We start from the raw sequence: 13,522 nt of genomic DNA, 5'->3' as shown, positions 1-13,522 counted from the left end.
CAATCCGGGTGTGCCAAACACGCTCCGTGTCCGGTCGGCCCGGCCCCGCCGTCCTGCCCGCGCGCTCCGGTCGGCACGGGCTCCGCCGGGGCCTCACCGGCCCGGTCGCTGGCGGTGGACGCCGCGGGTGAAATGGGCGTGCCGGCCGGGCAGCACCGGGGGTGTGGGCAGGTCGAGTTGGCGTACGAGCTGGTGGAAGCAGAGCACGATGGTGGCCGGCGGCAGGGCGGCGACGGTGATGCCGGCCGGGGTGGTGGGGGCGTTGACGACGCTCAGCGCCATGGCGACCGCGGCGAAGAGCACGACGACGCACCAGGCGTGCAGGCTGCGGCGCCGGTGGGTGCGGGCGCGCAGGACGGACAGGGTGGCCGCGACCCACGGTCCGTAGACCAGGAGGGGCCAGAGCTGGGCGACGCCGGGCGGAGCGGCGTCGGCCGCCACGCGGTACAGGGGAGGGTAGGAGGCCGCGGCGCCCAGCGCGCTGACCGTCACCACGATGCTGCCGGTGGCCAGTACGCAGGCCCGCCCGGCCGCCCGCCGCCATGACCAGCCGTCACCCGCGGGGCGTTCGCGCGGGGCGCGTACCGGGGCGGCCTTCCGGTGCCGGGCCGCCGTACGCGGCTCCTGTTCCCCGTCCGGCCGCGCGTCGGCGACGGCGGGCTGCTCCGCGGTGACCAGCAGCCGGGCCAGCTCGGCATCCAGGTTCTCCAGCTCGGCCGGGTCGTAGCCGAGGTCGGGCAGTGGGTCGTCGGGCTGGTCACGGAAGAGCGGGCCGCGGACGAACCCGGGCGCCTGCGGCTGCGGGTCGCCGGGGCGGAATTCCGTGGCGGGCTCAGGGGGGAGGCCGGTGGGGAAGCCGGCTTCCCGGTCGTCGGGGTCGCCGGTGATCTGGTGCGGGACCCAGTAGGCGTCGACGACGGGTTCGAGGAGGAACAGGACGGGGGGTTCGTACACAGCGGGCTCTCTGTGCGGCTGGGGGACGGCGGCGGTGGCGCGGGGAGCGGTACGGGTGCGGTGTGCGTGTCATCGCCGCCGGGGAAGCGCGCCGGGCGGCGGCCACAAAGCCGTTCTGACGCGGGCCAGTTCGAGCACCAGGCCCACGAGCAGGTCGGCCGAGTACTCCAGGCGCACGTAGCGGCCGCCGCCTTCCAGGCAGTACGCCGTGGACATGGCGGTGGGGGTGGTGGGTGTACGGGACGGCGCCGGTTTGAGGACCCATCCGCCGAGCCGCTGGACCGGCAGGACATGCGCATCCGTGGCGTCACACATGCCCGTCAAAACGAACAACCGGAGTTAAGAGAAACGGCTCGTACGCGACATTGAGACTATGTAGGTAGCAGAGTCTCAATACTCATAAATAGGGCAAGTGTGGAAGTGGGATGACGTGTCGAAGATACGGCCAGACCGGTGAGGAGGGAAGTGGCGGGACGGCACGGGCCGCCGACCTGCCCGGGGGCGCCGCCGGGTCGAACCCCCGCACGGAACCGGTGCACAGGGGCGAGCCCGAACGGGAGGAGCGGAGAGTGCCGCTGATACGACGGGCAGATCATCGCTGGTGAGGCTCCGGCGCGGCCGGGGGGCAAGGAGCGTCCACGGGTTGGCGCGAGCGCCGGGGGCGCGCGGCGGTCGTACCGGCGGATTCCCGCGCGGATCGTACGCACGTCCGGATTTGTGGGCTCTGAACGGGTACCCGGTCAGCGGGGGCACCGCGACTCGCACCGGTACGCAGACGCAGGGAGGATCCGCAGCCGTGTTCTTCGTCGACACCCTGGAGACCGAGGGCCTGGGCAATCGCAGCTACCTGGCCGGAGGTGCCGATGCCGCGGTCGTCGTCGATCCGCAGCGCGACATCGACCGGGTCATGGCGGCCGCCGTACGGCGCGGGGTGCGTATCGCCTTCGTGGCCGAGACGCACGTGCACAACGACTACGTCACCGGCGGCCTGCACCTGGCCCGCGTCACCGGCGCCCGCTACCTGGTGCCCGCCGGTGCCTCGGTGTCCTTCGCGCGCACACCGGTCGCGGACGGCGACACCATCGGCGTGGACGAGGACTTGGTGCTGCGCGCGATAGCCACCCCGGGCCACACCCCGCATCACACCTCCTACGTCCTGGAGGAGAACGGAAGAGCGGTGGCCGCCTTCACCGGCGGGTCGCTGCTGATCGGTACGGTCGGCCGTCCCGACCTGGTCGAGCCGCGCCTGACCAGGCGGCTGGCCCGCGCCCAGCACGCCTCCGCCCACCGTCTGGCGGACGCGCTGGACGACGAAGTGCAGGTGCTGCCCACGCACGGCTTCGGCAGCTTCTGCTCCTCCTCCCAGGCCGAGGGGGACACGACCACGATCGGCAAGGAGCGCCGGAACAACGACGCGCTGGTCCTGGACGCGGACACCTTCGTCGCCCGCATGCTCGACGGGCTGGACGACGTGCCCGCCTACTACGCCCACATGGGCCCGGCCAACGCCGCAGGACCCGCCCCGGTGGACCTCACCCCGCCCGAGCCCGCCGACGCGCGGCAGATCGCCGCCCGGCTGGCGGCGGGGGAGTGGGTCGTCGACCTGCGCCACCGCGTCGCCTTCTCGGAGGGGCACGTGGCCGGGTCGTACAACGTCGAGGGCGAGGGCAGACTCGCCACCTACCTGGCCTGGCTGATCCCCTGGGGCAAGCCCGTCACGCTGCTGGCCGAGACGCCCGAGCAGGTGGCGCACGCGCAGCGGGAACTGGTCCGGGTGGGCATCGACCGCCCGGCGGCCGCCGCCACCGGCGACCCGGCCCGGTGGGTCGGCGAGGGCGAGGCGCTCGTGTCCTTCCCGCGCGCCACGTTCGCCGATCTCGTCCCGGTGCGCGAACGCGGCGAGGAGGTCGTGGTGCTGGACGTACGGCGCGACTCCGAACGCGCCGACGGGCACATCGCGGGCTCGGTGCACATTCCCGTCCACGAGCTGTACGGCCGTCTCGCCGAGGTGCCCGCCGGAACCGTCTGGGTGCACTGCGCGGGCGGCATGCGCGCCGCCATCGCCGCGTCTCTCCTGCACGCGGCCGGCCGGGAGGTGGTCGCGGTGGACGACGGTCCCGACGCCGCCGCCGAGGCCGGGCTCACCGTCACGGACACCTGATCCCGGCCGCCCCCCCCTGCTCTGTTCCCGGCCCTCAGGCCAGGGACAGGAACAGCTTCTCCAGTCTGGCTCGCAGCCGGTCCCGGTCACCGGCCGTGCGGGTGCCGTCGGCCATGCAGTGCTGGAGCCCGGTGGCGATGATCGCGAAGCCCGCCCGGTCCAGCGCCCGCGACACCGCGGCCAGCTGAGTGATCACGTCCTCGCAATCCCGGCCGTCCTCGATCATCTTGATGATTCCGGCAATCTGCCCCTGAGCCCGCCGCAGCCGGTTGAGCACCGACCTCAGCTCGTCGGCAGCCAGCTCCATCTCCACACGTCCTCCTTGGGGAACCGCCAACCCGGGAATGAATACCCCCTGGGGTACCTTAGCCCCATCGGGGTACCCGACCCGGACCGTACGAAAGTGAGCAGATCAGCATGGCCGTCCGCACCGCCGTCCAGCCCGCCGAGGCTGCCGCCCGCCTGCACTCCTACACCGTCGTCGACGTGCGCACCCCCGGCGAATACGCCGCCGGCCACCTGCCGGGAGCCCACAACGTCCCCCTCGACCGCCTCCGCGGCGCCCTGCCCGCCCTCAAGTCGGCCGCCACCCGCGCGGAACTCCTCCTCGTCTGCGCCTCCGGCAGCCGGTCCGCCGCCGCCCACGCCGAACTGGCCGCCGCCGACATCCCCGCCACCACCCTCACCGGCGGCACCACCGCGTGGGCCGGGCAGGGCCACCCCGTACACCGCGACGCGACGGCCAAGGCCGTGTGGCCCATGGAACGCCAGGTACGCCTGGCCGCCGGCTCCCTCGTCGTCCTCGGCCTCGCGGCCGGTACGCGGCGTCCCCGGGCCCGCTGGCTCGCCGCCGCCATCGGAAGCGGCCTGGTCTTCTCCGCCGTCACCGACACCTGCGGCATGGCCGCCCTCCTCGCCAAGCTGCCCGTCAACCGCCCCCGCACCGACGACTTCGACGCCACCGTCGCGGCCCTGAGCCGGTAGTCAGCGAGCGGCCGCCCCGGCGTCGGGGCCCGGGTCGCGGTGCCGGGTGAACGCCCACAGCACGAGCCCGAGGCAGCTGAACGCGGCGCCCAGTGCGCATACGGCACCCCAGCCGGCCGCCGCGTAGAGGGAGGTCGCGGCGATGGCGCCGGTGGCGCTGCCGATCGCGTAGAAGACCATGTAGCCGCCGATCAGGCGGCTGCCCGCGTCCGGGTGCAGCGCGTAGATCAGGGTCTGGTTGGTGACGTGGACCGCCTGCACGGCGAGGTCGAGAAGGATCACCCCGGCGACCAGTGCCCAGAGCGAGCTGCGGGTGAAGGCCAAGGGCAGCCATGAGGCGGCGAGCAGCGCCAGGGCGATGCCCGTGGTCCGCCGGGAGAGTCCGCGGTCGTTCAGACGGCCCGCCGCGGTCGCGGCCAGGGCGCCGGCGACACCCACCAGTCCCAGTGCCCCGATCGCGCTGTGGGGCAGGAAGTACGGGGCCTCGCTGAGCGGCAGCGCGATGCTGCTCCACAGGGTGCTGAAAGCGGCGAAGACCAGCAGACCGAACAGGGCCCGGAGCCGCAGGAGCCGTTCCCGCGCGAACAGGGTGACCGTGGAGCGCAGCAGCTGTCCGTAGCGCAGGGGTGCGGGCGGTACGTCGCTGTGGCGCGGCAGCACTCGGTACAGGACCAGGGCGAGCAGCGCGGTGAGCGCCGCCGAGGCGAGGTAGACGGAGCGCCAGCCCGCGAGGTCGGCCATGAGGCCGGACGCGGTGCGGGCGAGCAGGATGCCGATGACCACGCCGCTGGTGACCAGGCCGACGACCCGCCCGCGCCGGTCGGCGGGGGCCAGTGAGGCCGCGAAGGCCACCAGTGTCTGCGTGACGACCGCGAGAAGCCCTATGGCCGCCATGCCCGCGAGCAGGATCGCTGCGCTGTGGGCGGCGGCCACCGCGACCAGTGCCGCCACCAACAGCAGCAACTGGGCCACGACGAGCCGCCGGCGGTCGGCGACATCGCCCAGCGGCACGAGGAAGAAGAGCCCCAGCCCGTAGCCGGCCTGCGTGAGGGTGACCACGCTGCCGACCAGCGCCGGGCTCATGGCGAGGTCGCGGCCCATGGTCACCAGGAGTGGCTGGGAGAAGTAGACGTTGGCCACCGCGGCCCCGCAGGCGACGGCGAACAGTACGACGACGCCGCGGGACAGGACGAACGCGGCGCCGCCTTCCCCGCTTCGGGTTTCGCTCCGTCGTGTCGCGGCCTCACTGTTGCCGGGCATCGGCACCCCTCCCCATCTCTGGTTGCAACTTGCTACCAGATGGCGAAGGTAACGTTACCGGTAGCATGTTGCAACCACTACGAGGACGGGGAACGCCATGGTGACCAGGACACGCTTCGACGACAGCGCATGCCCCGTCGCCCGGTCGGTGGACGCGATCGGCGACTGGTGGTCCCTGCTGATCGTGCGGGACGCCTTCGACGGAAGCCGGCGCTTCGGGGAGTTCCAGCGCAGCCTCGGCGTGGCCAAGAACATCCTCACCGCGCGACTGCGCACCCTGGTCGCCGGCGGCATCCTCGAATCCGTCCCCGCCTCGGACGGCAGCGCCTACCGCGAGTACGTACTGACCCCGAAGGGCAAGGCGCTCTTCCCCGTCATCGTGGCCCTGCGGCAGTGGGGCGAAGAGAACTTCTTCGCCCCCGGGGAACCCCACTCACAGTTGGTCGACCGCAGGGAAGGACGCAGCCTGCGCACACTGGAAGTGCTCTCGGCGGACGGGCGGCCGCTGGGCCCCGACGACACCACCGTCCACAAGGTCTCCGACCGGTGACCCGGGCCGGAGGTCACCCGCGGCCGGTGTCGATGATGCAGAAGCGATTGCCCTCGGTGTCGGCGAGCACGACGAAATCGGCGTCGTCCGGGTACGCGTCCCAGTCGACGCGTTCGGCTCCGAGGGAGACCAGCCGCGCCACTTCGGCCTCCTGGTCGGCGGCGTCACCGGCGTACAGGTCGAGGTGCACCCTCGGGTGGTCCTGCACCGGCGTCGTGCTGCGGCCGATGGCCAGGCCGGCTCCGGAGCCGCCGGCCGGCACCAGGACCGTCCAGTCGTCCGCCACCGCCCCGTCGCGGGGCACGTAGTCCAGGGCCCGCGTCCAGAACTCCGCGGCGCGCCGGACGTCGGAGGCCCCCAGCACGATCGTTCCGATGCTCAGCATCCGGCGATTCTGGCAGATGCCGAAGACCGCAGACGCCGAGGACCGTGGCCGCGCCCGCCCGGCCCGGCGCGGCGCCGGGCGGTCAGCCCGCCAGGGCGCGGACCGTCCCCTCGGTGAGACAGCGGCGGGCCTCGGTCTCGCGGCCGAGGGCCTGCAACGCCTTGCCGCAGACGTCGAGGAGCAGCGCCCGCCGCTCGTCCGACTGCTCGTCAGGGGCCAGCTCCAGCCCCTGGCGGGCATGGGCCAGTGCCTCGTCGGGGCGGCCGGCCGCGAGGCCGTGGGCGGCCAGGTGGTAGAGGGCCAGGGTTTCGGTGTGCGGGTGGCCCAGGGCGTGCGCCATCCGCGCGGCCTGCTCCCGCCGCGTCCCGGCACCGGACAGGTCGCCGACCCGCTCCAGCGCGGCCGCCCAGTTGATCAGCGCGATCACCTGACCGCGCGGGTCCTCGGCGCGTACGGCCAGGTCGGGCGCGCGGCACAGGTGTTCCAGCGCCGCGGTGTGCTGCCCGTTCTCGGTGAGGACCCAGCCGAGCAGGGAGCACAGCCGCGACTCGGCGTCCGGGTCGTCCAGCGCGGTCGCGGCGGCGAGGGCGTGTTCGAGGGTCGGTTCCCAGCCGTCGTGCACCTGGCGCACGACAAGCGGCCACAGCTGTACGGCGATACGCCAGGTCAGCTCCGTGTGCCCGGCCCCGGCCGCCGCGGCCACCGCCCCTGTGAGGTTGGCGCGTTCGGTGACGTACCAGGCCATCGCGGTGGCGCGGTCGGCGAAGACCGGTGGTGCGGCGGGCGGGGAGACGCCGGGAGGCAGCGAGCAGCAGGGCTGGCTGCCTGGCTCGGCCGCCGCCGCGGCGGCCCCGGCGGCGGCCAGGTAGTGCACGAGCAGCCGGTGCAGCCCCGCCGGGTCCGCCCGGTCCGCGAACGAACGGGCGTACAGCCGCGTCAGGTCGTGCATCAGGTACCGATCGCCCGCCCTCTCCTCGACGAGGTGGGCGGCGGCCAGTTCCTCCAGGGCGGCACGTGCCGCGGCGGGCGGCAGGCCGCTGAGCGCCGCCGCGGCACCGCCGTCGAGGTCGGACCCGACGTGCAGCGCCAACTGGCGGAAGAGCAGCGCCCCGGCCGGCGGCAGCTGCTGCACGCTCAGCCGCAGCGTCGCCTCCACCCCGAGGTCCTCGCCGGACAGCAGCGGAAGCCGCCGGTGTTCGTCGACCAGGTCGTCGGCCATCGCGCGGAGGGTGAGCCGGGGCCGTGCGGCGAGCCGGGCGGCGGCCAGCCGCAGCGCCAGCGGCAGGCCGTCGCAGAGGGCGGCCAGTTCGCTCGCGGCGGTGGGCTCGGCGGCGGTCCGGGCGTCGCCGATGACGGTACGCAGGACCTGTACGCCGTCCACGGGCGCCAGCCGTTCCAGCGGCAGCAGCCGGGCGCAGTCCGTGGCCACCAGCCCTTCCAGCCGGTTGCGGCTGGTGACCAGCACCGTGCACCCGGGCGTACCGGGCAGCAGGGGACGCACCTGCGCGGAGTCCCTGGCGTCGTCCAGCAGGACCAGGACGCGGCGGCCGGCGAGCCGCGAGCGGAACAGGCGCCCGGCGGCCCGCGCGTCCGCCGGCAGTTCCTCCTCGGGCACGCCCAGGGCCAGCAGGAAGTCGTGCAGGACACCGGCCGGTTGGGAGCCGGTGCCGCCCGCGGTCTCGGCGTGCAGGTCGGCGTAGAGGATGCCGCCGGGGAAGTCGCCGGCGTGCGCGTACGCCCAGTGGACCGCCAGCGACGTCTTGCCGACCCCGCCGGGGCCGATGATCACGCTCAACGGCGCGTCGCCCGACCGCGCGGCCCCGGTGAGCCACGCCAGGTCGTCCGTGCGGCCCACGAAGCCGGCCGGGGCGCGCGGGAGGAGGCACGGGGGCGGCGGCGCGTCCGCGACGGCGGGCTGCCGCGCCCGTGACACGGCCGGTGGCTTGGCCGATGACTCCGCCGGTGGCGGCACCGGCGCGGGCCGCTCGCCGGCCGGCCGGTCCGCCGGCCGCGAACGCAGCATGGTGAGGTACGCCTCGGACAGCGCCGCGCCCGGGTCGACGCCCAGTTCCCGGGCGAGCAGGCGTTGCGTACGGCGGTAGAGCGCGACGGCGTCGGCCTGGCGGTCGGCGTCGTACAGCGCGCGTATGGCGGCCGCGATCAGGGACTCGCGCAGCGGGTGGAGTTCGACCGCGGGCTGGAGCAGTGCGAGGGCTTCCCCGCCCCGGCCGCATGCGTGCAGGGCCGTGGCGAAGTGCTCCAGCGCGGCGAGCTGTTCCTCCACGAGCCGGTCGGCGGCCGCCGCCATCAGCGCCGTGCCACCGGTCCCGCCGAGCGCCCGGCCGCGCCACAGGCCGAGGGCCTCCCGCAGCAGCGCGGCCGGCTCCTCCCCGGGAGGAACGGCCGTGGCACGCCGCACCAGTGCGCGGAAGCGCCACACGTCCGCCGCCTCCGGCGCGGCCTGGAGCGCGTAGCCCGCGCTGTCGGTCACGACACCGGCCGCGGGCGAGATGTGCAGCGACCCGCGCAGGGCGGACACATGGCCGTAGACGATGGTGCGGGCGTGCGTCGGCGGCTCGGTGTCCCACAGGGCTTCGATGATGCGCTCGGAGCTGACGGGTGCCCCCTCGGCCAGCACCAGCAGCGCCAGCACGGCCCGGCGCTTGGGAGGGCCGAGCGGCACCCGTACGTCCCCCGAGAAGGCCGACACCGGCCCGAGCAGCCGGAAGTCCATCAGTGTCGTCTCCCCTGGCCAAGTCGTTACGGGGCATCTTACGAGGGCCGGGGGGCATGCTCACGCCAGCGCGGTCCGAACGCCGGGTTCCGGACATGGAAACGGGGTGCGGGACGCCCTTTCGAGCCGCCCCGCACCCCGCGTCACGCGGAGAACGTCAGTCGTTGACGCACGTGTTGCCGAAGGTCGGGTTGAGCAGCCCGATCACGTTGATGCTGTTCCCGCAGACGTTGACCGGCACGTGGACCGGGACCTGAACGGTGTTGCCGGAGATCACGCCCGGCGAGTTGAGCGCCGCCCCCTGGGCTCCGGAGTCGGCAGTCGCGAGGCCCGCACCGCCCAGGAGGATGGCGCAGGTTCCTACGGCGGCAGCGGCAGACTTGATGACACGCGACATGGAATGTTGCTCCTCGAAATCGTGAAATGGGACTGGCGGCCTGACAGCGGGCACTCGGTGCCCGCTGTCCCGGCTGGAGGGCCGCCGACACCCAATCAACCTGATGAGAGGCCCATCTGTTGCGCGGTGCGGACGATTTTCACTCTATTCGGGTGGGTCGAATGAGCGTATTAATTTCCTGGCGGTGCCGAAGGATTCCGACGGGCCTCGGCGCCGGGTTCTCCGCCGTACCGGATTTCCGTTTACGGCCCGCGCGGTACGCGGAAAGCCGGACGTACGCCGGCCCGCAAGGCTCGCGCCGTGCTGACGAACGGGCCCCGGGCAAGGGAGGATGGCAGGTGGGGGGCACTATGTGAAGACAGGGGTGTCATGGCTGAAGGGGTGGGTGACGGGCGGCGGCTCCGGTTCACCGTGCTCGGGCCGGTGGGACTGTGGCGGGGCGGTGAGCGGCTCGACGCCGGTTCACCGCAGCAGCGTGCGCTGCTCGCCGTGCTGCTGCTGAGGGGCGGGCGGGTCGCGTCCGCACCGGAGCTGGTCGACGCCCTGTGGGGCGAGGACCCGCCGGCCACCGCGGTGGCCGCGCTCCGCACGTACGCGTTCCGGCTGCGCAAGGCCCTCGGACCGGACGCGGGCATACTGGTGAGCGAGTCCCGTGGCTACGCGCTCCTGGCCGGCGCGGGGTCGCTCGACCTCGATGTCGCCGAACGGCTCGCGGCCGAGGCGGAACAGGCCCGCAGCTCCGGCCAAGCCGACCGCGCCCGCGCGCTGCTGAGCCAGGCCCTCGGCCTGTGGACCGGCGAGACGATGGCCGGCGTGCCCGGCCCGTACTGCGCGGTCCAGCGCACCCGCCTGGAAGAGCGGTACCTCACCCTCCTGGAAACCCGCCTCGGCCTCGACCTGGAGACCGGCCACCACGCGGAGGCCGTCGCCGAACTGACCACGCTGGTCGCGGCGCACCCGCTGCGCGAACGGCTGCGGGAACTGCTGATGCTCGCGCTCTACCGCAGCGGACGCCAGGCCGAGGCGCTGGCCGCCTACGCGGACACCCGGCGGCTGCTCGCCGACGAACTCGGCACCGACCCCGGCGCCGAACTCGCCGCACTGCACCAGAAGATACTCAGGGCCGACCCCGGGCTGGCCGCGCCGCGCAGCGCCGCACGGGAGGCGGCGCACGGCCCCGGCGTCATATCGGTGCGGCCCGCGCAGCTGCCGGCCGACATCCGCGACTTCACGGGCCAGTCGTTCGCGGCCAAGGAATTGCGCGAACAACTCGCCGCGGCGGAGGGGCGGCCGATGGTGGTGGCCGCCATCTCGGGAATCGGCGGAGTCGGAAAGACCGCGCTCGCCATTCACGTCGCGCACGGCGTCCGGCCGCATTTCCCCGACGGCCAGCTGTACGTGGACCTCCAGGGAGCCGGCCCCGGCCCGGCCGACCCCGAAGCCGTCCTCGGCGCGTTCCTGCGCGCGCTGGGCACTCCCGACGCGGCGATGCCCCGCGGCGTGACGGAACGCGCCGCGCTCTACCGGTCCGCCCTCGACGGCCGCCGCGTCCTGGTCCTGCTGGACAACGCCCGCGACGCCGCCCAGGTCAGACCGCTGCTGCCGGGCACCAGGGGCTGCGCCGCCTTGATCAGCAGCCGTACCCGGATGACCGGCCTGGAAGGCGCGCACCTGGTCGACCTGGACGTCATGGACCCCCAGGAGGCGCTGGCCCTGTTCTCCCGCATCGCCGGCGTGGAGCACGAGGCCGCCCCGGACGTGGTGGCGGCGTGCGGCCACCTGCCGCTGGCCATTCGCATCGCCGCCTCCCGCCTGGCCGCGCGCCGCGCCTGGAGCGTCGCCGACCTGGCACGCAAGCTCGCCGACGAACGGAACCGGCTGCGCGAGCTGCGGGCGGGCGACCTCGCGATCACGGCCACGTTCGAATGGGGATACGGGCAGCTCTCGCCCCGCCAGGCCCGTGCGTTCCGCCTGCTGGGCCTGCCCTGCGGCCCGGACATCTCCCTCCCCGCCGCGGCGGCCCTGCTCGGCCTGGCCCCGGCGGAGGCAGCGGAGCTGCTGGAGTCCCTGGTGGACGCCTCGCTGCTGGAGTCGGCCGCCTCGGACCGCTACCGCTGCCACGATCTCGTACGCCTGTATGCGCGCTCCTGCGCCGAACGGGACGAGGACCCGGCGCAGCGGGAAGCGGCGCTGTCGCGCCTGCTCGACTTCTACCTGGCGTCGACCGCGCAGGTGTACGTGATCGAGCGGCCCGGCGACCCCGTGCTCGACCACCTCGAACCCACGCAGTGGCCCGGACTGGTCTTCGACAGCAACGACGCCGCGCTGAACTGGCTGTTCACCGAGGCCAGGAACTTGCTCGCGTGCGCCAGGGCGGCGGCCCACGGCCCGGGGCTGCGCCGCGCCGCCGACCTCCTGCTGGTCGCCAAGGACCTGGCCGAGTCCGGTGCGGACGACCGGCAGTACGTGGAGGTGAACGCCCATCTGGTGGCCGCCGCCCAGCGGGCGGACGACCCTCGCGCCGAGGGCCGGCTGCACTGCCCCATGGCGCATCTCCACCTCCTGGCCGGCCGCATCAAGGAGGCGGAGCAGTCGGCACAGGCCGCCCTGGCGCTCCAGCTCCGCTGTACGGACCCGGTGCTCTCCGCCCACGCCCTCAACGAGAGCGGCATCCTCGCGAGCGTGCAACGCCGCCACGAAGAGGCGGAGGCGTACCTGACCCAGGCCCTCGACGCCTTCCGCCACTACGGCAACCGGAACAGCACGGCGAGCGTCCTGGCGAACCTGTCCCGCCTCTACCTGGATGTCGGACGCGTCCAAGAGGCGGTGAGCCTGGCGGAGCAGGCCCTTGCCATGTACCAGGCCATCGGGGCGACGCTGCGGCTGGCCAGCGGGAAATACAACCTCGCGCTGGCACTGGCCCAGGCCGACCGCAGAGAGGACGCGTTGGAGCAGCTCGACCAGGTGCTGCACATCTTCCGGCACAGCCGGTACCGCCGGTGGGAGGCGATGACCTACTGGCGCATGGCGGAGATCCATCTCGCCGCCGGCCGGCCGACGCAGGCCGCCGGCCTTGCCGAACAGGCCCTCGCGACCTCGCGCGGCACCGGCAGCACCTGGGTCCGCGCCAACGCCCTCGTCGTCCTCGGGCGCGCCCTTCGGCGTACCAGGCACGCCGACCGGGCCCGTGCCTGCTGGGAAGAGGCCCTGGCGATCCACGAGCAACTGGACTCACCGGAAGTCGCCGACGTACGGGCGCTGCTGGCCAGAGCGCGGTGAGCGGCGCGGCAGCAGTGCCGGCGCGGGCAAGCGGATGTCGAACGAGGCCGCGGCGAGGCCGATCGGGGCGCCGGGCCGGCGGAGCGCGGGCAGCCTGGCCGACCACTCGTGCGCACGCAGGGAGCCGGCCGAAGGGCGGGCGCTGAACCGTGCGGTGATGAACGTCCGGGTCCCGTCGAGGGAGCCGAAGGCGGCCAAGGGCAAGGGGAGGCGGGGGAGCGACGGCCCCCTGGACGTCACGCCGAGGGTGGCGACGAGCCCTTCGCCGTCGGTGACGCGGACCCGCCGGCTGTGCCACCGGAACTCGGCCAACTCCTTGGGCACGCCCCAGATACGCCGGCCGCCCCACATCGACTGTTCGTCGTCCACCCAGATGCGGTGGACGTGCACCCCGATCCGCAGGCCACGGCGTGCGAGCGTCCCGACCAGCAGTTCGTCGTAGACGAGGGTGCCCTCGCGATACCGGATGAGGAGGACGGCCAGGGAGCGGGGGAGCACGGGGGAGAGGTCGGCAGGCGGGGCCGGGCACGATTCCGCGGCGAAGAGGCCGCCCCACAGGTGCCCGCGCAGGTGCCAGGGCGGTGGCGGGTAAGGGCACGGGGTCGCGCCGGTGCAGCTCATGATCCGTACCTCCGGGAGCTGGTTACCCGCCTTGATCAACCGCAAACAGGGAGGCCCCGGCGTCGCGAGCCGGGGGCCGCCGAGCGCTGTCTTCCGGCCAGGAGTCGCAGCCGATTGCGCGAAGTCTCACAGGCCCGATAGGCGCGACGTCCCCCGTAGCTCGGCCGCCGATCGATCGAGCGGGTAGGAGGAAACGC

General features: G+C 73.9%; 12 protein-coding genes. 4 read left to right on the top strand and 8 right to left on the bottom strand.

The window, feature by feature from the left end:
* Positions 1-93: 93 nt before the first annotated feature.
* On the bottom strand, positions 94-954 hold the full coding sequence (locus tag ACH4OW_RS17130; protein WP_398028507.1) for a DUF2637 domain-containing protein: 861 nt from the start codon (positions 952-954) through the stop codon (positions 94-96).
* A gap of 69 nt (positions 955-1,023) precedes the next feature.
* On the bottom strand, positions 1,024-1,269 hold the full coding sequence (locus ACH4OW_RS17125; RefSeq protein WP_398028505.1) for a hypothetical protein: 246 nt from the start codon (positions 1,267-1,269) through the stop codon (positions 1,024-1,026).
* 481 nt (positions 1,270-1,750) lie between these two features.
* Here ACH4OW_RS17125 and ACH4OW_RS17120 point away from each other — a divergent pair, with 481 nt between their 5' ends.
* Positions 1,751-3,115 (top strand): rhodanese-like domain-containing protein, encoded by a 1,365-nt coding sequence (locus tag ACH4OW_RS17120; RefSeq protein WP_398028503.1) that lies wholly within the window; start codon positions 1,751-1,753, stop codon positions 3,113-3,115.
* A 34-nt stretch (positions 3,116-3,149) separates the two neighbouring features.
* Here the strand turns inward: ACH4OW_RS17120 and ACH4OW_RS17115 are convergent, their stop codons facing one another.
* Positions 3,150-3,428, bottom strand: coding sequence for a metal-sensitive transcriptional regulator (locus ACH4OW_RS17115; RefSeq protein WP_360137035.1), 279 nt, complete (start codon positions 3,426-3,428; stop codon positions 3,150-3,152).
* A gap of 104 nt (positions 3,429-3,532) precedes the next feature.
* Between ACH4OW_RS17115 and ACH4OW_RS17110 the strand changes: the two genes are divergently transcribed.
* The gene (locus tag ACH4OW_RS17110) at positions 3,533-4,099 is read left to right on the top strand and encodes a rhodanese-like domain-containing protein (protein ID WP_360137032.1); all 567 of its coding nucleotides are present in this window, start codon (positions 3,533-3,535) and stop codon (positions 4,097-4,099) included.
* Here the strand turns inward: ACH4OW_RS17110 and ACH4OW_RS17105 are convergent, their stop codons facing one another.
* Positions 4,100-5,359: an MFS transporter gene (locus ACH4OW_RS17105; protein WP_398028501.1), complete on the bottom strand. Its 1,260-nt coding sequence runs from the start codon at positions 5,357-5,359 to the stop codon at positions 4,100-4,102.
* A 97-nt stretch (positions 5,360-5,456) separates the two neighbouring features.
* Between ACH4OW_RS17105 and ACH4OW_RS17100 the strand changes: the two genes are divergently transcribed.
* Positions 5,457-5,909, top strand: a complete 453-nt coding sequence (locus tag ACH4OW_RS17100; protein WP_360137026.1) for a helix-turn-helix domain-containing protein — start codon at positions 5,457-5,459, stop codon at positions 5,907-5,909.
* A gap of 13 nt (positions 5,910-5,922) precedes the next feature.
* Here ACH4OW_RS17100 and ACH4OW_RS17095 read toward each other — a convergent pair whose 3' ends face one another.
* The 3 genes from ACH4OW_RS17095 to ACH4OW_RS17085 form a co-directional block, all read right to left on the bottom strand.
* On the bottom strand, positions 5,923-6,294 hold the full coding sequence (locus tag ACH4OW_RS17095) for a VOC family protein (RefSeq protein WP_398028500.1): 372 nt from the start codon (positions 6,292-6,294) through the stop codon (positions 5,923-5,925).
* Between the two features lie 82 nt (positions 6,295-6,376).
* Positions 6,377-9,028, bottom strand: coding sequence for a BTAD domain-containing putative transcriptional regulator (locus ACH4OW_RS17090; protein ID WP_398028498.1), 2,652 nt, complete (start codon positions 9,026-9,028; stop codon positions 6,377-6,379).
* 157 nt (positions 9,029-9,185) lie between these two features.
* The gene (locus tag ACH4OW_RS17085) at positions 9,186-9,425 is read right to left on the bottom strand and encodes a chaplin (RefSeq protein WP_360137017.1); all 240 of its coding nucleotides are present in this window, start codon (positions 9,423-9,425) and stop codon (positions 9,186-9,188) included.
* A gap of 369 nt (positions 9,426-9,794) precedes the next feature.
* Between ACH4OW_RS17085 and ACH4OW_RS17080 the strand changes: the two genes are divergently transcribed.
* Positions 9,795-12,704, top strand: a complete 2,910-nt coding sequence (locus ACH4OW_RS17080; RefSeq protein WP_398028496.1) for a BTAD domain-containing putative transcriptional regulator — start codon at positions 9,795-9,797, stop codon at positions 12,702-12,704.
* On the opposite strand, the gene ACH4OW_RS17075 is transcribed toward ACH4OW_RS17080, so the two are convergent.
* Positions 12,657-13,325: an acetoacetate decarboxylase family protein gene (locus ACH4OW_RS17075; RefSeq protein WP_398028494.1), complete on the bottom strand. Its 669-nt coding sequence runs from the start codon at positions 13,323-13,325 to the stop codon at positions 12,657-12,659. The genes ACH4OW_RS17080 and ACH4OW_RS17075 overlap by 48 nt on opposite strands.
* Positions 13,326-13,522 lie beyond the last annotated feature (197 nt).

It is taken from the genome of Streptomyces sp. NPDC017056 (assembly GCF_044332485.1).
In the GTDB taxonomy this organism is placed as follows: domain Bacteria; phylum Actinomycetota; class Actinomycetes; order Streptomycetales; family Streptomycetaceae; genus Streptomyces.
Note: the sequence above shows the minus strand (reverse complement) of the source record. Positions and strands in the feature narration are given on the sequence as shown.

Excerpts from the sequence above, each read along its gene's own strand:
- ACH4OW_RS17125 (WP_398028505.1), bottom strand. The coding sequence starts at position 1,269 with ATGTGTGACGCCACGGATGCGCATGTCCTGCCGGTCCAGCGGCTCGGC.
- ACH4OW_RS17110 (WP_360137032.1), top strand. The coding sequence starts at position 3,533 with ATGGCCGTCCGCACCGCCGTCCAGCCCGCCGAGGCTGCCGCCCGCCTG.
- ACH4OW_RS17105 (WP_398028501.1), bottom strand. The coding sequence starts at position 5,359 with ATGCCCGGCAACAGTGAGGCCGCGACACGACGGAGCGAAACCCGAAGC.
- ACH4OW_RS17100 (WP_360137026.1), top strand. The coding sequence starts at position 5,457 with ATGGTGACCAGGACACGCTTCGACGACAGCGCATGCCCCGTCGCCCGG.
- ACH4OW_RS17095 (WP_398028500.1), bottom strand. The coding sequence starts at position 6,294 with ATGCTGAGCATCGGAACGATCGTGCTGGGGGCCTCCGACGTCCGGCGC.
- ACH4OW_RS17090 (WP_398028498.1), bottom strand. The coding sequence starts at position 9,028 with ATGGACTTCCGGCTGCTCGGGCCGGTGTCGGCCTTCTCGGGGGACGTA.
- ACH4OW_RS17085 (WP_360137017.1), bottom strand. The coding sequence starts at position 9,425 with ATGTCGCGTGTCATCAAGTCTGCCGCTGCCGCCGTAGGAACCTGCGCC.
- ACH4OW_RS17080 (WP_398028496.1), top strand. The coding sequence starts at position 9,795 with ATGGCTGAAGGGGTGGGTGACGGGCGGCGGCTCCGGTTCACCGTGCTC.
- ACH4OW_RS17075 (WP_398028494.1), bottom strand. The coding sequence starts at position 13,325 with ATGAGCTGCACCGGCGCGACCCCGTGCCCTTACCCGCCACCGCCCTGG.